This window comes from Glycomyces endophyticus (assembly GCF_039531525.1).
GTDB classification, from domain to species: Bacteria; Actinomycetota; Actinomycetes; order Mycobacteriales; family Micromonosporaceae; genus Glycomyces; species Glycomyces endophyticus.
Genome location: NZ_BAAAQF010000022.1, coordinates 63,283 through 79,744 on the forward strand (window position 1 = coordinate 63,283; position 16,462 = coordinate 79,744).

At 75.5% G+C, this 16,462-nt stretch carries 15 protein-coding genes; 10 read left to right on the forward strand and 5 right to left on the reverse strand.

The features are described from left to right. Positions 1-27 precede the first annotated feature (27 nt). The gene (locus tag ABD419_RS20995) at positions 28-1,251 is read right to left on the reverse strand and encodes an MFS transporter (RefSeq protein ID WP_344490672.1); all 1,224 of its coding nucleotides are present in this window, start codon (positions 1,249-1,251) and stop codon (positions 28-30) included. Positions 1,252-1,410: 159 nt separating this feature from the next. On the opposite strand from ABD419_RS20995, the gene ABD419_RS21000 reads away from it, so the two are divergent. Further along, positions 1,411-1,815 carry a MerR family transcriptional regulator gene (locus ABD419_RS21000; protein WP_344490675.1) on the forward strand — a complete coding sequence of 135 codons (405 nt, stop codon included), beginning with the start codon at positions 1,411-1,413 and terminating at the stop codon, positions 1,813-1,815. A 1-nt stretch (position 1,816) separates the two neighbouring features. Here ABD419_RS21000 and ABD419_RS21005 read toward each other — a convergent pair whose 3' ends face one another. Beyond that, positions 1,817-2,302, reverse strand: a complete 486-nt coding sequence (locus tag ABD419_RS21005; protein ID WP_344490678.1) for a hypothetical protein — start codon at positions 2,300-2,302, stop codon at positions 1,817-1,819. 162 nt (positions 2,303-2,464) lie between these two features. On the opposite strand from ABD419_RS21005, the gene ABD419_RS21010 reads away from it, so the two are divergent. The 3 genes from ABD419_RS21010 (at position 2,465) to ABD419_RS21020 (ending at position 5,799) form a co-directional block, all read left to right on the forward strand. Further along, positions 2,465-5,272, forward strand: a complete 2,808-nt coding sequence (locus tag ABD419_RS21010) for a hypothetical protein (protein ID WP_344490681.1) — start codon at positions 2,465-2,467, stop codon at positions 5,270-5,272. Positions 5,273-5,341: 69 nt separating this feature from the next. After that, positions 5,342-5,488: a hypothetical protein gene (locus ABD419_RS21015; RefSeq protein ID WP_344490684.1), complete on the forward strand. Its 147-nt coding sequence runs from the start codon at positions 5,342-5,344 to the stop codon at positions 5,486-5,488. Positions 5,489-5,535: 47 nt separating this feature from the next. After that, positions 5,536-5,799: a GlsB/YeaQ/YmgE family stress response membrane protein gene (locus ABD419_RS21020; protein ID WP_344490687.1), complete on the forward strand. Its 264-nt coding sequence runs from the start codon at positions 5,536-5,538 to the stop codon at positions 5,797-5,799. 26 nt (positions 5,800-5,825) lie between these two features. Here ABD419_RS21020 and ABD419_RS21025 read toward each other — a convergent pair whose 3' ends face one another. Then, a complete protein-coding gene (locus tag ABD419_RS21025) occupies positions 5,826-6,572 on the reverse strand; it encodes a methyltransferase domain-containing protein (RefSeq protein WP_344490690.1) in 747 nt (248 codons plus the stop codon). A gap of 26 nt (positions 6,573-6,598) precedes the next feature. On the opposite strand from ABD419_RS21025, the gene ABD419_RS21030 reads away from it, so the two are divergent. The 6 genes from ABD419_RS21030 (at position 6,599) to ABD419_RS21055 (ending at position 14,598) form a co-directional block, all read left to right on the forward strand. After that, positions 6,599-7,435 carry a UbiA family prenyltransferase gene (locus tag ABD419_RS21030; protein WP_344490693.1) on the forward strand — a complete coding sequence of 279 codons (837 nt, stop codon included), beginning with the start codon at positions 6,599-6,601 and terminating at the stop codon, positions 7,433-7,435. 50 nt (positions 7,436-7,485) lie between these two features. Next, positions 7,486-8,676 (forward strand): acyl-CoA dehydrogenase family protein, encoded by a 1,191-nt coding sequence (locus tag ABD419_RS21035; protein ID WP_344490696.1) that lies wholly within the window; start codon positions 7,486-7,488, stop codon positions 8,674-8,676. Continuing rightward, positions 8,673-9,710, forward strand: a complete 1,038-nt coding sequence (locus tag ABD419_RS21040; RefSeq protein ID WP_344490698.1) for a type III polyketide synthase — start codon at positions 8,673-8,675, stop codon at positions 9,708-9,710. Before ABD419_RS21035 ends, ABD419_RS21040 begins: the two co-directional genes overlap by 4 nt. Positions 9,711-10,194: 484 nt before the next feature. Further along, positions 10,195-11,325 carry a Cmx/CmrA family chloramphenicol efflux MFS transporter gene (locus tag ABD419_RS21045; protein ID WP_344490700.1) on the forward strand — a complete coding sequence of 377 codons (1,131 nt, stop codon included), beginning with the start codon at positions 10,195-10,197 and terminating at the stop codon, positions 11,323-11,325. 1,486 nt (positions 11,326-12,811) lie between these two features. Next, the gene (locus ABD419_RS21050; protein WP_344490702.1) at positions 12,812-13,945 is read left to right on the forward strand and encodes a sensor histidine kinase; all 1,134 of its coding nucleotides are present in this window, start codon (positions 12,812-12,814) and stop codon (positions 13,943-13,945) included. Then, on the forward strand, positions 13,942-14,598 hold the full coding sequence (locus tag ABD419_RS21055; RefSeq protein WP_344490705.1) for a response regulator transcription factor: 657 nt from the start codon (positions 13,942-13,944) through the stop codon (positions 14,596-14,598). The genes ABD419_RS21050 and ABD419_RS21055 overlap by 4 nt, the downstream gene beginning before the upstream one ends. Here ABD419_RS21055 and ABD419_RS21060 read toward each other — a convergent pair. Together ABD419_RS21060 and ABD419_RS21065 are read right to left on the reverse strand one after the other, a co-directional pair. Beyond that, on the reverse strand, positions 14,583-15,119 hold the full coding sequence (locus tag ABD419_RS21060; protein ID WP_344490708.1) for a potassium channel family protein: 537 nt from the start codon (positions 15,117-15,119) through the stop codon (positions 14,583-14,585). The two genes, ABD419_RS21055 and ABD419_RS21060, sit on opposite strands and share 16 nt — an antisense overlap. Then, complete coding sequence (locus ABD419_RS21065) at positions 15,116-16,444, reverse strand: chloride channel protein (RefSeq protein WP_344490711.1); 1,329 nt, start codon at positions 16,442-16,444, stop codon at positions 15,116-15,118. The genes ABD419_RS21060 and ABD419_RS21065 overlap by 4 nt, the downstream gene beginning before the upstream one ends. Positions 16,445-16,462 lie beyond the last annotated feature (18 nt).

The following is a 16,462-nucleotide window of genomic DNA, read 5'->3' on the forward strand; positions in this document are numbered from 1 at the left end:
GAGCGGCGCCGGCAGGCGCCGCTCCCCTCACGCCTCGGGCAGGCCCTTCGGCCTGCGGGCCGCGGGGGCGCAGATCGCGGCGACCGCGACCAGCACCAGGACCACCAGGAACGCCTTGCGCAGGCCGACCTCCTCGCCGAGGACGCCGATGAGCGGCGGGCCGACGAGGAACGCCATGTACCCGATGGTGGCGACGGCGGCGACGTTCGCGGTGGCCTTGCGCGGGTCGTCGGCGGCGGCCGACATGCCGACCGGGAACCCGAGCGAGGCGCCGACGCCCCACAGGACCGATCCGGCGATCGCGACCGGCGAGGTCGGGCCGATGATGACGAGCAGGAGCCCGGCGAACGCAAGGACCGCCGACCCGGCCAGGACCGGGACGCGGCCGAAGCGGTCGAGCGCGGCCCCGCCGAACAGCCGTCCGGCCGTCATCGCGGTGACGAACACGGCGAACACCGCGGCCCCGCCCGGGTTGGTGAGGCCGTAGCCGTCGACCATCGCCAGGCCGAGCCAGTCGTTCGCGCTGCCCTCGGTGAACGCCATGCCGAGGATGATGAGTCCGATGAGGATGATGCGCGGGTCGCGCCACGCCGACAGGCGGCCCCGCCATCCGGCGGACTCGCCCGGCTCGGCCTCGTGCGGCTCCTCGGCCGGCTGGAGGTGCCGGACCACCCACAGGTCGATCGCGATCACGGCCGCGCCCACCACCGCGAGGTGCCACTCGACCGGGACGCCCAGCTGCTCGGTGAGCGCGCCGGTCCCGGCGCCGAGCATGGTGCCGACGCTGAACCCGGCGTGGAACATCGGCATCAGGGTCCGGCCGATGCGCCGCTCGTTGGCCGCGCCCGCGACGTTCATCGCCACGTCGAGGATCGCGTTGCCCCCGCCCGCGACCATGAGCGCGGCGAACAGGAGCCAGAAGTGCGGGACGAACCCGGCGATGAGCCCGGCGCCGATGAGCCCGACGGCCGCGGTCGCCAGGAACAGGCGGATCGCCCGGTTGACCCCGAGATGCGTGATGACGTGGCTGGAGGCCACGAGCCCGAGGATCGCGCCGCCGGCCATGCCGAGGATGAGGACCCCCATCTCCTGCGTCGACGCCCCGAGGATGTCGCGGATGTTCGGCACCCGCGCCGCCCAGTTGGCGAACACGAACCCCGACAGGGCGAAGATCGTGAACACGGCGTTGCGCCAGCGCGCCAGCACCGGGTCGGCGGGGATTCGGTGCTCGCGCAGGGAGGATTCGGTCACGTCGGTCCAATCGAACGGCGGGCGGAGAGGCGCCCGGTCGGGCCCGGGCACCGCACCAGCTTGCATCCGATCGGGCCGATCGACAAACCGTTTCGACAGGTGGACGCCGGTTGATCGCTAAACACGAGCGGAACCCGAGGTCAGGCTAGGATGGCCCCCATGGACGAGCAGGGGCTCTCGATCGGCGAGGTCGCCGAGGCGACCGGCCTGAGCGTGCACGCGCTCCGGTTCTTCGAGCGCGAGGGCCTGTTCCTGCGCGACATCCCGCGGTCCGGCGGCGGACGGCGGGTCTTCGAGCGGTCCGACGTCGAGTGGCTGACCCTCATGAACCGCCTGCGCGACTCCGGGATGCCGATCGCGGGCATCCGCGAGTTCGCCGCCCTCGTCGCCGCCGGGCCCGGGAACGAGGCCGAGCGCCTGAAGCTCCTCCAGCGGCACGAGGCCGACGTCCTCGCCAAGATCGCGGACCTCCGGGAGTGCCTCGAGGTGGTCCATAACAAGGTCGCCGTCTACGAGGCGCACGTGCGTGCGGGCACCGCCCGCGGCGTGTGGGACCCGCGCTGAGTCACGGCGCCGCCCGGACCGGGACCGGGGCGTCCATGCGCCAGTGGACCCGGTCGGCCCCGCCGGTGGCCGCGTGCAGGCGCAGGCCGTCCTCCTTCCACCACCGCCATCCGGCGGCCCCGGCGACCGGCAGGGCGAGCAGGAACACGACGAGCACGAGCTTCCCGAGCGGGTCGGCCAGCGGCAGGTGGACGAGGGAGCCGGCGACGACCGCCGCCGCGGCGACCGCCAGGCCCGCGAGCGCGACGACGAGCAGGCGCCGGCGCACGCGCGCGGTCGACGCCGCGCTGCGAGCCCGCAGCAGCAGCTCCTGACCGCAGGCCCCGCAGCGGATCTCGATGTCCGCCGCGCCCTCGGCGGGCCGCCGGCAGGGGACCGGCGTGAGCCGGAACCGGCGGGTCTCGCGCGAGTAGACGACGACGGTGAAGAACCTGGTCTCGTCGAGGTGCCCGAGCACGATCCCGGTGTCCCTGTGCAGCGCCCGCATCCGCGCCTCCTCCCGCTCGCCGCCACCCTAGACCGCGGCCCCGGCGGGCCCGGGCCCGGAGTCCGAACGGCCCGTTCGGAATTGCCCTCCATTGAGGTCTATCCGAATGCGGCGATCGCTGCCATACTCATTGGTATCGATACCATCGGACGGAGAACGGTCTTGAGAAGACTTCCGATCGCTTGCGCGGCAGCGGTATTCGTCAGCCTGCTGGTCATCCAGCCCACCCAGGCCGCCCCACCGGATTCGGCCGCCGACACCACCTCGCAGGCCGGGGCCGAGGAGCTCCAGCAGCAGGGCGTCGCCGAACCCCAGCCCTTCGACCAGGCCGACTTCGACGCCTTCACCGACGCCGGCGACGCCGAGTTCGGCCCCTACGAAGCACCCTCGGCGCGGGCCGCCGAGAGCAGCGCCGTGCGCCAGGAGATCACCGCCGCCTCGCTCGACGCCGAACCCTTCGCCATGGAGGACGCCGCCACCGCCGCGTACGACGACTGCGCCTCCTCCTACGACTACAACTTCCACGACTACGAGTGCCAGGCGTTCGCGGGCGACTTCGTGTTCCTCTACGACGTCAAGGACGCCCCGGGCGACACCCGCGGCGTCCCCGCCGCCGCGGGCCCCAACGGCCGCCCCACCGCGGTCGTCGACATGATCAACGCCGTCGACGAAGCCCAGGCGGCCTACCGCGAGATGGGCTACGAGGTCGACCCCGGCTCCGGCCCGTGGGCGGTCGTCGTGGGGCTCAACGACACCCAGGAGGGCTGGTTCAACGGCGGCGCGTTCACGCTCCCGTTCGGCGCGAACGGCCAGCCGATGATCGTCCTCCCCTCCGACCCCGGCCTGCACGACAGCGACAACTACGACTACCTGCCCCGCCACGAGTTCTTCCACATCGTCCAGTACCAGTACTGGGACGACACCGGGGACATCGGCTGGGCGTACCTGCGCGACTGGATGGGCGCCAGCGACTTCAAGACCATGAACTGGTGGATGGAGTCGACCGCCGAATGGGCGACCCTCATGTCCTACCGGCTCCAGCCGTACGACCCGCGCAACCCCACCGCCGCGATGATGTACGCCCACGCGATCCCCGAGCACCTCGGCGACCCCGGGCGCGCCATCAACGCCGCCGAGGCACTCGGCAGCTCGCGCCAGTACAGCACCTTCACGCTCGCGTTCTACCTGAACGAGGCGACCGGGAGCGTCTCGGCCGTCCGCAAGACCTGGGAGCACATCCGCGACCACGACTCGACCCCGATCACCGCGATCAAGGCCGTGCTCACCGGGTACGGCCTCGACATCCCCTCCACACTGCTCGGCTACGCCGTGGCCAACTACCGCCTCGCGGCCGAGCAGGGCGGCGCCCCGCCGAACCCCATGGCAGGGTACGGCTACCACGACCCCGAGCGCGACCTCTGGCGCGACTTCCTCATGGGCGACTCCCGCACCGACGACCACCTCCTCGGCGAGTACCGCCCCTACCGCCTCACCCGCGCCGTCCCCATGGGCACGCAGGAGACCTACACCGCCGACATGGAACCCGGCGGCTCCGCCTACTTCGACTTCGCGGCCGTCCAGGACTCCGGCGACCCCGGCAACGGGCACCGGTCGACGCTCACCATCTCCACCGAGGGCCGCGACGACCTCCAGTACGTCGCAATGGTGTGGTCCCCGCAGGGCAGCCCCGGCAGCCTCTCGGAGTACCCCACCGCCGCACGCGCGGTCTACCCCGTCGGCAACGTCATCACCGTGGCCGACTTCGCGTACCCGATGGTCGTCACCCTCGTCGCCACCCGCACCGACCTCCAGACGAACGCCGTCGAGGCCGACGGCGACGGCCGCGAGTACCGGTTCCGCGTCCGCGCCCTCGTGCCGCTCGACGACCCGTCGTGCAGCCTCTCCGACCTCACCGTCTCCAACCTCCAGGACGACGGCGTCGCACCCGAGCAGCAGTTCCTCGACTACGCCGCGACCACCCCGAACGGCTGGACCGGCGGCGACTCCACCTACTCGGTGCGCCTGCCCGACGGCGACCTGCTGTGGCTGTTCTCCGACACGTTCCTCGGGCCGCTCAACAGCGACGGCACCCGGCCCGTCACCGCGCCGCTCGTCAACTCCACCTTCGTCAGACAGGACGGGAGCGGCCTCTCCACCATCCAGGGCGGCACCGCCGCGAACCCCGAGGCGATCATGCCGCCACCGGAGGCCGGCCACTGGTACTGGCTCGGCGACGGGATGATCTCCCGCCAGAACGGCACCGACTACCTCCAGGTGGTCTTCCAGGAGTACCTGCGGTTCGGCACCGGCGACTGGGACTGGCGCTTCGACCGGAACGTCGTCGCCACGTTCTCGCTCTCCAACCTGAAGGACCCGATCAGCGTCGAGGCCCTGCCCTCCCAGGCCGGCGCCTGGGGCTCGGCCCTGCTGCCCGCGAGCCAGTCGGGCGACGGCTACACCTACATCTACGGGATCGCCGACGCGCCCACGAACAAGAAGCAGCGCATCGCCCGCGTCCACGGCTCCGACCTGAGCGCGACCGCGAAATGGCAGTACTGGACCGCCGACGGGTGGACCGCGTACGAGTCCGACACCGGCATCGGCCTCAACGGCATCGCCAACGAGTACTCGGTGACCGCGTGGAACGGCCAGTACGTCCTGGTCACCCAGGACTCGACCCTGGCCTTCAACAACCAGGTGTTCGCCTACACCTCCTGCTCGCCCGCCGGGCCCTTCACCAACCAGAGCCTGGTCTACACCATGCCCGAGACCGGCATGTTCGGCGAGCCGTACCACGACGAGCGGATCTTCGCGTACAACGCGCACCTCCACCCGACGATCAGCTCCGGCAACCGGTTCGTCATGTCGTACAACGTCAACACCTTCGACAGCCGCATGACCGCGGAAGGGTCCCACTACACGGACCCGAGCATCTACAAGCCCCGGTTCGTCTCGTTCACCCTGAATTAGGACGCCGTCGCACCGACGCATCCTCTCCGTGCACCCGGGTACCCCGGTGCACGGAGAGGAGGAAACGGCATGACCTGGATCCTGAAGAAGATCGCGTTCGCCGCCGGGCTGGCGCTGTCGCGCGCGCTCATCCGCGCCGTGAAGCGCCGCCGCGACCAGCGCCGTGCGCTCGAACCGGGACGATCACACCGCTCCGCCGGTGTGGAATCCGCCTAGGCGGGTACCTGGAGACCACCTCGGAACGACACACACAGGAGGTTCCAATGATCGGTTTCATCATCGCCGGCCTCGTCATCGGCGCGCTCGCGCGCCTGATCAAGCCCGGCAAGCAGTCGCTCGGCATCCTCGCGACGCTCCTGCTCGGACTCGCCGGCTCGGTGATCGGCGGCGTGATCGCGAACCTGCTCGGGACCGGCGACATCTGGGAGCTGAACATCCTCGGCTTCATCGTCGCGGTCATCGCGTCGGTGCTGCTCATCGGCGTCGCCGAGGCCATCGCCTCGAGCCGCCACAAGACCGCCCACTAAGCCTCGCCGGCCGCGCCGGGGTCCGCTCACGCGAGCGGGCCCCGGCGGCCCCACGCCTGGAACAAGACCGCCGTCGTCGGCACCGGCACCATCCGCACCGAGGCCCGCCGCCCCAGCCCCCACAAGGCCGCGTCCACCAGGGACGGCCGGACGCCCCGCAGACCCAGCGCGACCCCGTGCCGCGCGCACTCCTCCACCAGCCGCTCCCGGTCCACCAGCAGCCGCGGATCGTGCACGCCCCGCACCGCGATCCGCGGGATCCGCTCCGCCACCGTGACCGCCAGGAACCGGCACAGCGCCGTCGCCGCGAGCGTGTCGACCACCAGCAACCCGCCCGGTCGCAGCAGGCGGCACGCCTCGGCCACCGCCCGGCCCAGATCCGGGACGTGCTCGAAGATCTCCCCGGCCGCCACCACGTCGGCGCACCCGTCCGGCAGCGGCACCGCGCACACGTCGCCGCGCACCGCCAGCACCCCGCGGGACGCGGCCAGCCGCAGCGACTCCCGCGACAGGTCCACCCCGATGTGCGTGTACCCCTTGCCCTCCAGGTGCGGCGCCAGCAGCCCCGCCCCGCACCCCAGGTCCACCAGGACCGCGCTCGGACGGTCCGCGGGCGGCACCAGGCCGCCGCGCGCGGCCGCCAGCCAGTGCAGCACCGCGAACACGCCCCGCGGCCGCCACCACTCCCCGGCGAGGCGGTCGTACAGCGCGGGATCGTTGGGGGCGAGGGCGTCGGCGGCCCCGCCGCGGGCCGCTCGGGTCTGGCGTCGCATACGGTCAGGGTGGCACACTGATCCGCATGACAACGGCCGCGGCGATGTTCAAAGCGCTCGTCCAAGCGTCCCATCCCCTTCCGGCGCTCGCGGTCACCCTCGTCACCGCCGGGCTCGCCGCCTCCACCGGCCGCTCCGTCCCCGGGATCGCCGCGATCGCCGTCGCGGTCCTGCTGGGCCAGCTGTCGGTCGGCTGGCTCAACGACCTCGTCGACGCGCCCCGCGACGCCGAGGCCGGCCGCGCCGGCAAGCCCCTCGCCTCCGGCGACCTCCACCCCGCGATCGCCAGCGCCGCCGTCGCCCTCGCCGCGCCCGCCGCCGTCCTCCTCACCCTCGTCTCGGGCGTCCCCGCCACGCTCGCGCACCTCGCCGCCCTCGTCTCCGCCTGGGCGTACGACCTCGGCGTCAAGTCCACGCCGTTCTCCGTGGCGCCCTTCGCGGTCTCCTTCGGCCTCCTCCCCGCGATCGTGTCCCTCGGCGAACCCGGCTCGCCGTGGCCGCCGCTGTGGCTCACCGCCGCCGCGGCCGCCCTCGGCTCCGGCGCGCACTTCGTGAACGTCCTGCCCGACCTCGCCGACGACGCCGCCACCGGCGTGCGCGGCCTCCCGCACCGACTGGGCGCCGGCGCGACCCGGCTCCTCGCCGCGGGTCTGGTGCTCACCGCGTCGGCGCTGCTGGCGTTCGGCCCGCCCGGCCCGCCCTCGCCGCTGGTCCTGGCCGCGGTCCCGGTCGCCGCCGCCGTCCTCGCCGCCGGGCTCGTCCTCGGCCGCCGGCCCGGATCGCGCGCGGCGTTCCACGCGGTGCTCCTCGTGGCCCTTGTCGACGTCGTCCTGCTCCTCCATACTGGGGTGCCCGCCGGCTAGGCCCCCGCAAGGGAACCGGGCGGACCCGCCTACCGGAGGAGCGTCCGCACATGCCAGCACCGACCGAGTCCAGGGGCGGCGAGGCGCTCGCGCTGGCGCGCGAACTGGCGCCGCGATTCGCCGACCGCGCCGCGGCCCACGACGAGCGGGGCCGCTTCCCCGAGGCCGACTTCGCCGAGCTGCGCGAGGCCGGGCTCACCGGGCTCATGGTCCCGGTCCGCCTGGGCGGGTTCGGCGCGTCGTTCGCCGAGTACGCGGCGGTCGCGGCGGCCCTGGCGCGGGGCGCGGGCTCGACGGCGCTGATCTTCAACATGCACGCCTCGGTGACCGGCGCGCTCGCGCAGACCCCCGAGCACCTGGTGCGCGCGCTCGGCGCGCCCGAGGACTTCTTCGCCGCCCGCGACAAGGCCCTCGAAGCGGCCGCCGGGGGCGCGCTGTACGGGGTCGCGATGAGCGAGCGCGGCGGCGGCTCGCGGCTGTCGAAGACCGCGACCACGTACCGCCGCAGCGGGGACGGGTACCGGATCACCGGCGCGAAGGCGTTCGTGTCCGGCTCCGGGCACGTCGACGCGTACCTGGTGACCGCCCGCGACGCCGACGCGGCCGAGCCGCTCGTCTCGCACTTCCTCGTCCCCGCCGGGCCGGGCATCCGCGTCGAGGAGACCTGGGACTCGCTCGGCATGCGCGCCACCGGGAGCCACGACGTCCACTTCGACGTCGAAGTCGGCCCCGACGCGCTCCTCGGCGGCGTCGAAGGGCTCGCCCTGCTGCTCGCCGAGGCCATGCCGCAGTGGCTCGTCGCCTCGTACGCCGCCGTGTACACCGGGCTCGCGCACGCCGCCGACGACGCGGCCGCCGCGCGCGTCCGCGGCCGCGGCCTCGACAGCCTCGCACGCGTGCGCGCCCGCATCATGCGCGCCGGCGACGCCGTCGCCGCCGCCGAGCACGCGGTGGCCGAGGCGGCCCGGCGCATCGACGCCGCCCCGGGGGAGGACGGCACCAACCGGTGGGTGTGGCGCGCCAAGCTCATCGCCGGCGACACCGCGTTCCAGGTCGCGTCCTCGCTCCTCGAGGCGGCCGGAACCTCGGCGTCGCGGCGCGGCCACCCGCTGGAACGGCTCTACCGGGACGCCCGCTGCGGCGCCCTCCAGCCGGCCACCTCCGACGTGTGCGCCGACTGGCTCGGCGCCGCCGCGCTCGGCGGCGACCCGGACCGCGACACGGCGGTCCCGCGGTGGTGAGCGCCCGCGTCGCCGGGCTCGGCGCCGCCCTCCCGCCGCAGTTCGAGCAGCGGCGGCTGTGGGACGAGGTCTTCGACGGCCACTTCGGCGGCAGCCGCGTCGCCGCGCGCATGTTCGACACCGCGGGCGTCGCCCGCCGCCACTCCTCGACCCCGCCGTACGAGCTCGCCGTCGCCGCCGGGTGGTCCACCGAGGAGCGGATGCGCCGGTACGCCGAGCGCGCCCCGGTCCTCGGCCTGCGCGCCGTCCGGCGGGCCCTCGCCGCCGCCGGGACCGACCCCGACGAGATCGGGCTCCTCGCCGTCGCCACCTGCACCGGGTACGGCACGCCCGGCACCGATATCGAACTCGCCGGGTCGCTGCCGCTGCGCGCCGACGCGCGCCGCCTCCTGGTGGGCCACATGGGATGCCACGCCGCGATCCCGGCGCTCGGCGCGGTCGCCGACTACGTCGCCGCGCACGGCCGGCCCGCGGCGCTCGTGTGCGTCGAGCTCACCTCGCTCCACGTGCAGCCCGGCACCCGCGACATCGACCAGGCCGTCGTCCACGCCCTGTTCAGCGACGCCGCCGCCGCGATCGTCCTGCGTCCCGGCGACGAGGGCCCCGGCCTGCGCGTCGTCGACGTCGCCGCCCGCACCGACACCGCCCGCCGCGGCCACATGACCTGGCGCGTCACCGACCTCGGGTTCCGCATGGGACTGTCCCCGGAGGTCCCCGAGGCGCTCGGCGAGCACGTCGGCCCCCTCGTGAAGGACCTCCTCGCCCGGCACGGCCTCGACCGGTCCGAGGTCGCCGCGTGGGCCGTCCACCCCGGCGGGCCCCGCGTCCTCGACGCCGTCGCCGCGGGCCTCGACCTCGCGCCCGCGGCCCTCGACCCGTCCCGCCGCGTCCTCGCCGAGCACGGCAACTGCTCCTCCGCGACGGTGCTGCTCGTCCTCGACGAGATCCTCCGAGCCGGGCCGCCCGGCGGCCCGGTCGTCATGCTCGCCTTCGGCCCCGGGCTCACCCTGTACGCGGCCCTCCTCGACGCCTGAGCACGGCGGGCCCGCGGCGGCGCGCCGCCGCGGGCCCGCCGGGCCTCCGGGTCTGCTGAGGGACGGTCCCCGTTCGGGGGACGGCGCCGCAGCACTCCCGCGAGGGAGGCGACGACCGGGGCCGGCGCCGCGACGACCGCCGGCCACTCGCTCGGCGTGCCGCCTTGCAGCGCCGTCCAGAAGGCCGAGACGGAGGCCGCGGCCGGGCCGACTCGCTCGGCGCGCTGCCTCTCAGTGCCTCCAGCAGGCCGAGGCGAAGGCCGCGGCCGGCCCGCCGCGAAAACGGGTCGCCGGCCCGCCCGCCGCCCTGGTAGCTTCGGCGCCATGTCCTCACCCGAAGCGTCCAGACCCGGGCCGCCGCACCGCCGGCGGCCCGCGACGCCCGTCTGAGACCTTCGGCCCCGCCAGACGCGGGGCCTCCCTCCGCGCGTCCGGGGCCCGGCGGCGACCCGCCGTCCGCTCTCGACGCTTCGGAGACACCGCAATGCCGCTCGTCCTGTACCTGCTCGCCGTCGCCGTGTTCGCGCAGGGCTCCTCGGAGTTCATGCTCGCCGGCCTCCTGCCCGACCTCGCCGCCGACCTCGGCGTCACCGTCGCCCGCGCCGGCCTCCTCACCTCGGCGTTCGCCGCCGGGATGGTGGCCGGCGCGCCCCTGATGGCGGCCGCCGGCCGCCGCTGGCCCCCGCGCACCGCCCTCGCCGCGTTCCTGGCGCTGTTCATCGCCGCGCACGCCGCCGGGGCCCTCACCGACGACTTCGCCGTCCTCCTCGCGACCCGCGCGGTCGCCGCGCTCGCCAACGCCGGCTTCCTCGCGGTCGCGCTCGCCACGGTCGCGCTCCTCGTCCCCGAGACCGCCCGCGCCCGGGCCCTCGCAGTCCTGCTGGGCGGCACCACGCTCGCGCTCGTCGCCGGAGTCCCCGCCGGGGCGCTCCTGGGCGAGGCCCTCGGCTGGCGCGCGACCCTGTGGGCGGTCGCCGCCCTTGCCGCGCCCGCGCTCGCCGCGGTCCTGGCCGTCCCGAACCGGAGCGCCGCCGCGGCCCCGCCGCACCTGCGCGCCGAACTCGCCGTCCTCAAGCGCCGCAGCACGATCCAGGTGCTGGTGCTCGGCGTCCTCGTCAACGGCGCGACCTTCGGCGCGTACACCTACCTCGGCGCGCTCGCCGCAGGCCGGGCCCCGCTCGTGCTGGCGCTGTTCGGCATCGGCGCGTTCCTCGGCGTCGCCGGGGCCGGGCGCCTCGCCGACCGGCACTGGCGGGCGCTCCTCGCCTGGAGCGGCCCGCTCCTCCTCGCCGGCTGGCTCGCCCTCGCGCTCGCCCCCGCCGCGCTGCTCCCGCTCGCGCCCGTCCTCGGCGCGCTCGCGTTCGCCGCGGGCAGCACGCTCATCGGACGCATCATGGCCGCCGCGCAGGACGCGCCCACCATGGGCGGCTCCTACGCGACGGCCGCATTGAACGTCGGCGCGATGCTCGGCCCGGTCCTCGCCGGGCTCGGCTACGCGGCGGCCGGCCCCGCCGGCCCGGCCTTCGCCGCCGCCGGCCTGACCGCCGCCGCGATCGCGACCGCCGTGTACGCCAGCAGGACCAGGACCCCCGCCCACCACGGCAGCGGGAAGTAACCGCCCGACGGGACGTAGTGGCCGAGCACCTGCGGGTGCTCGGCCACCGTCTGCCGCACCGCGAACGCCGCCGCGGGCGTGACCCGCAGCAGCCACTCCGAGACCGCGTCGGGGAGGATCGGGAGCGTCCCGACCGCGTACGGCACCGCGATCAGCAGCAGCGCCGCCAGCGGTGCCGCCCACCGGCGCCGCAGCCGCGCCCCGATCGCGAACGCCAGCACCGCGCTCAGCGCCAGCACCGCCGGGACCCCGGCCGCCAGCCGCACGACGGTCCCCGCACCGACCGGCGCCACCGGGACCCCGCCGGCGCGCATGACCGCCGGGCCCGCCACCACCAGGACCCCGACCGCGACCGCGCCGACCGCGAACACGGCCGTGCCGAGCGCGGCCGCGCGCACCGCGAACTCCCGCCCCGGCACCCGCGCCGAAGCTCCGAACCGGGCCGCGAGCACCACCGCCGCGGCCAGCGCGAACGGCAGCCCCAGCAGGAGCCCGCCGACGCCGCCGAACGGGTCCTCCGTGGCCGGCCCGATGTCGCCGATGCCGCTGACGGTCCACACGCCGTCTGCCTCCACACCGCCGGAGGCGCGGTGCAGCCGCTCCCAGTCGGTGCGGTTCATGTCGCCGACCGGGTCGCTCGCCCACGCGCCCGCACCGGCCCCCTCCACTCCGATGTGGTCGAACACGCCGACGGCCTGTGTGAACCGCACCTCCGGGGTCCCCGCGCCCAGCGCGGTCTCGCGCACCGTCAGGTCGCCGGGCGAGGTCGCGAGCATCCCGACCTGCACCGTCTCCGGCAGGCCCGCCACGACGGCCGTCCCGACCTCGTCCCACGCCTGCCCGTCGGCCGACTCGAACCCGGTGATCGTGTCACCGGACCTGGTGAGCCGCAGCCACACCGGCGTCCCCGGCGCCGTCGCGCTCCCGGCGACGTCCCCGGTGTACCCGTACTGCATCCGCACCCCGTGCTCCCCGGTGAGCACCAGCGCCGCGTAGTCCGAGCCCTGGTCGAGCCCGTCCTTGACGATGATCCCGGCCTTCGCCCACGGCACCAGACCGGCCACGATCTCGTCGTGGTCCGGCGGGGGATAGGTGATCGTCCCGGTCATGTCGGCCAGCCGCACCGTGATCGACCCCTCCGGACCCAGGTCGCGGTGCACGAACCAGAACCGGTCGGCGACCACCTCGCCCTCCGGCGACACCGGCGGCGCCGGGCACGCCCCGCCGCACGACGGCGTCGCCGCGGCGGTCAGGAGCCCGAAGGCGATCAGGACGGCGCCGACCGATGCCAGCGCGACGAGCCGGGCGGGACGGCGGAGCGCCGCCCACGCCGAGGGCCTCGACACTGCGACGGCGCAGCGGCCCAAGGCCGCGCACGCCGCTCTCACTTGCGTTCTCATGCCGCCGTTTCTACGCACCCGGGCATGACACCGGCCGCATCGGAACCGTTATGCCGCTGTTAGGCCCGCCCGGGCATGCTGGTGGCATGCCAAGGGTCCGAACGGAGACGCGGTTCACCGTCCTGTACGGCGCCGCGTTCCTCCTCTGCGGCGCGGCGCTCCTCGCGCTCGTGCTCCTCATCGCCGGCGGCGACCGCGCCGACACCGCCCCCGCCGGCGAAGGCGGCGCCTCGCCCGCCGCGCAGATCGCCGCGCTCCAGCGCCAGCTCGCCGACGCCGACGCCCGCCACTCCCGGCAGATCCTCATCGCCTGCGTATGCGCGCTCGCCCTCATGATCCTCGTGTCCCTCCTCGTCGGCCGCGTCCTCGCCAAACGGGTCCTGGGACCCCTGCGCCGCATCACCGCCGTCACCCGCGAGATCACCGCCGAGCGCCTCGACCGCCGCCTCGCCCTGACCGGCCCCCGCGACGAGGTCACCGACCTCGCCGACACCGTCGACGACCTCCTCGAACGCCTCGAAGCGGCCTTCAACGCCCAGCGCCGCTTCGCCGCCGACGCCTCCCACGAACTGCGCACCCCGCTCGCCACCATGCGCGCCGCCGTTGACGTCGCCGCCGCCAAACCCGCCGCGCCCGCCCCCGTCACCGCCCTCGCCGACCGCCTCCGCCCCCAGCTCGACCAGGTCGACCGCCTCCTCGACGGCCTCCTCGCCCTCGCCCGCGCCCAGCACGGCGCCTTCGGCGCCGACACCTGCGACCTCGCCGACCTCGCCGCCGCCGCGATCGACGCCCGCGCCGACGAGATCGCCGCCCTCGGCCTCGCCGTCACCGCGGACCTGCCCCCCTCGCCCGTCACCGGCGACCCCGCGCTCCTCACCCGCCTCGTCGGCAACCTCGTCGACAACGCCGTCGTCCACAACGAACCCGGCGGCGCCGTCGCCGTCGCCCTCACCGCCGCAGACGGCCTCGTCCGCCTCACCGTGCACGGCTCCGGGCCCGTGCTCGACCGCGACCTCGTCGCCGACCTGGTGCGCCCCTTCCACCGCCACGGCGCCGACCGCACCGGCTCCGACCGCGGCTCCGGCCTCGGCCTCGCCATCGTCGACGCGATCACCACCGCCCACGGCGGCGCCCTCGTGCTCACCGCGCCCCCCGAAGGCGGCCTCGCCGCCACCGTGGCGCTCCCGGAGGCCCGGCGCTCCGAGACGGCGCCGCGATGAGGATCCTCGTCGTGGAGGACGCCCGCGCGCTCGCCGACGTCGTCGCCGAAGGCCTGCGCGACAACGGCATGGCCGTCGACCTCGCCTTCGACGGCCTCACCGCCGCCGAGAAGCTCGGCCACACCGCCTACGACGTGCTCGTCCTCGACCGCGACCTCCCCGGCCTCCACGGCGACGCGGTCTGCCGCCTCGTCGCCGACCGCGAGGACCGGCCCATGATCCTCATGCTCACCGCCGCCGGCGGCCCCGACGACCGCGTCGGCGGCCTGTCCCTCGGCGCCGACGACTACCTCGCCAAGCCCTTCCACTTCCCCGAGCTCGTCCTGCGCGTCCAGGCGCTGGCGCGCCGCCGCCCCGACGCGCGCCCGCGCACGCTCCGCGCGGCCGGGATCGAACTGGACCCGGTGCGCCGCACCGCGGTCCGCGACGGCCGGGTCCTGCCGCTGTCGGTGAAGGAGTTCGCGGTCCTGGAGGCGCTGCTGCGCGCGCACCCGGGGTTCCTGTCGGCCGAGCGGCTCCTGGAGCAGGTGTGGGACGAGCACGCGGACCCGTTCACGAACACCGTCGCCGTCACCGTGGGGCGGCTGCGCCGCAAGCTCGGCGGCCCGCCGGTGATCGCGACGACGCCGGGCGTGGGCTACCGGCTCGGCTGAGTCCCGTCGTGGTCGCGGCGGCGCCGGGACGGCTGGCGGGCGCGCAGCGTCAGCTTGCGGGCCACGAGCGAGGCCGATCCGGCGATCGCGATGATGTTGAACGCCATCTGGGCGCACAGCAGGCCCCGCGCGATCTGCCCCGAGGCGTGGACGTCGCCGAAGCCCACGGTCAGCAGCGTGCTGATCGCGAAATAGAGGGCGTCGACGCGGGTCGCGATCCCCGTGAACTCCCCGGGCCGGTGCACCGCCACGGCGAAGTCGATGAGCGCGAACACCAGCACCCCGGCGAGGACCCCCACGACCAGGCCGCCGAGGGGCGCGCGCGGGTCGCGCAGCTGCCGGACGGCCTGCCAGCGGATCGCGAGCGCGAGGACGACGAGCATCGCGGCGGTGAGCGTCCACCGGAACGCGAGCGCGGCGGGGTCGGCGTCGGCCTTGACCGGCGCGACGGCGTACGCGACCGCCAGCGCCGCGCACGCGACCGCGTACCGCAGCGGGGCGGGCACCCGGGGCCGGCTCACGGCGCGGCCGCCGCGGCGCGCGCCCGCGGCCGGTCGAGGAACCGCTCGGTCACGAACGCGACCACGACCGCGATGAGCACGACCGGGGCCATCTCGGCGGCGTCGGCGCCCAGCAGCAGCGTCACCAGCACCGCGGCCGAGACCGGCAGCGGCAGGACCGCCGCGGTCGCCGCGGCCATCCCGGCCGCGAGCGCGGGCACCGCCCCGTACCCGGGGAGGGCGCTGAAGAGGACGCCCGCGGCGGCGCCGAGGAACAGGCCGGGGAAGATCGGGCCGCCGCGCAGCGACGCCAGCGACACCGCGTACGCGATCCCCTTGCACGCGATCATCGCGATGAGCGCCCACGCGGTGAGCGACGCCGGGTCGCGGCTGAGCTCCCCGAGGGAGTCCTGGCCCGAGAGCAGGACCTCGACGGGGGACCGGCCGGTCAGGAGCGCGTACGCCCCGGCGCAGACCGCCGTGACGGCGGCCGCGGCCAGCGCCAGCGTCATGGGCCGGCGCTGTGCGGCCGGGGCCAGCCGGCGCCCGAGACTGTGGATCCACTTGACGCCGACCGCGATCGCCGCGGCCGCGGGGACCGTCCACAGCAGGTCGGCGGCGTGCAGGGACGCCGCGCCCAGGCCCGGCAGGGCCAGCGAGGACACCGGCAGGCCGGTCCAGTCCCCGAGCCCGGTGAACACGAGCGCGCCGACGCCCGCCGACAGGAGGCACGGCAGGATCACCCGCGTCAGCTTCGGCCCGGCGAACCCGACCGCCTCCATGATGAACACGGCCGCCACCAGGGGGCTGCCGAAGATGACGGCGACCGCCGCGGCCGCGCCGGAGGTGCCGAGCACCGCCGACTCGGGTGTCCCGGCCTCGGGGCCCCACCGCCGGACCACCAGCAGGGCGACCGCCCCGCCCACGGCCATGAGCGGCGCCTCGGGGCCGAGCACCACGCCCAGCGGGAGCCCGCCGAGCGCCGCGAGCAGCACCCCGGGCAGGTGGGAGGGCCGCACCGGCGCCGCCGAGAGCCCCTCGATCGGGACGTGCCCGCCCCCGCCCGGCAGCCACTTGACCGCCGCGCCGACGGCGAACCCGCCGACCAGCAGCCACGGGACCGGCCACCACCACGGCGGCAGGTCGTGGCCTAGATCCGCGGGCAGGTCCTCCCACACGAACGCGGTCATCCAGTGCAGCAGGGCGAGGAACGCGAACGCCGCCACCGAGACCGGGATGCCGACGAGGCCCGCGAGCAGGAGCAGCCGCAGGTACCGGCCGGTCCCGGCCAGCCGTTCCAGCCGCTCCGCCTCCGATTCGGGCCGCCCGTCCACTGTGCGCTCCATCGACACAGTTTTCCCTGC

Bases quoted from the DNA above. Each gene is read 5' to 3' on its own strand.
- ABD419_RS21050 (WP_344490702.1), top strand. From the start codon at position 12,812: ATGCCAAGGGTCCGAACGGAGACGCGGTTCACCGTCCTGTACGGCGCC.
- ABD419_RS21030 (WP_344490693.1), top strand. From the start codon at position 6,599: ATGACAACGGCCGCGGCGATGTTCAAAGCGCTCGTCCAAGCGTCCCAT.
- ABD419_RS21035 (WP_344490696.1), top strand. From the start codon at position 7,486: ATGCCAGCACCGACCGAGTCCAGGGGCGGCGAGGCGCTCGCGCTGGCG.
- ABD419_RS21065 (WP_344490711.1), bottom strand. From the start codon at position 16,444: ATGGAGCGCACAGTGGACGGGCGGCCCGAATCGGAGGCGGAGCGGCTG.
- ABD419_RS21000 (WP_344490675.1), top strand. From the start codon at position 1,411: ATGGACGAGCAGGGGCTCTCGATCGGCGAGGTCGCCGAGGCGACCGGC.
- ABD419_RS21005 (WP_344490678.1), bottom strand. From the start codon at position 2,302: ATGCGGGCGCTGCACAGGGACACCGGGATCGTGCTCGGGCACCTCGAC.
- ABD419_RS21025 (WP_344490690.1), bottom strand. From the start codon at position 6,572: ATGCGACGCCAGACCCGAGCGGCCCGCGGCGGGGCCGCCGACGCCCTC.
- ABD419_RS21045 (WP_344490700.1), top strand. From the start codon at position 10,195: ATGCCGCTCGTCCTGTACCTGCTCGCCGTCGCCGTGTTCGCGCAGGGC.
- ABD419_RS21015 (WP_344490684.1), top strand. From the start codon at position 5,342: ATGACCTGGATCCTGAAGAAGATCGCGTTCGCCGCCGGGCTGGCGCTG.
- ABD419_RS21055 (WP_344490705.1), top strand. From the start codon at position 13,942: ATGAGGATCCTCGTCGTGGAGGACGCCCGCGCGCTCGCCGACGTCGTC.
- ABD419_RS21020 (WP_344490687.1), top strand. From the start codon at position 5,536: ATGATCGGTTTCATCATCGCCGGCCTCGTCATCGGCGCGCTCGCGCGC.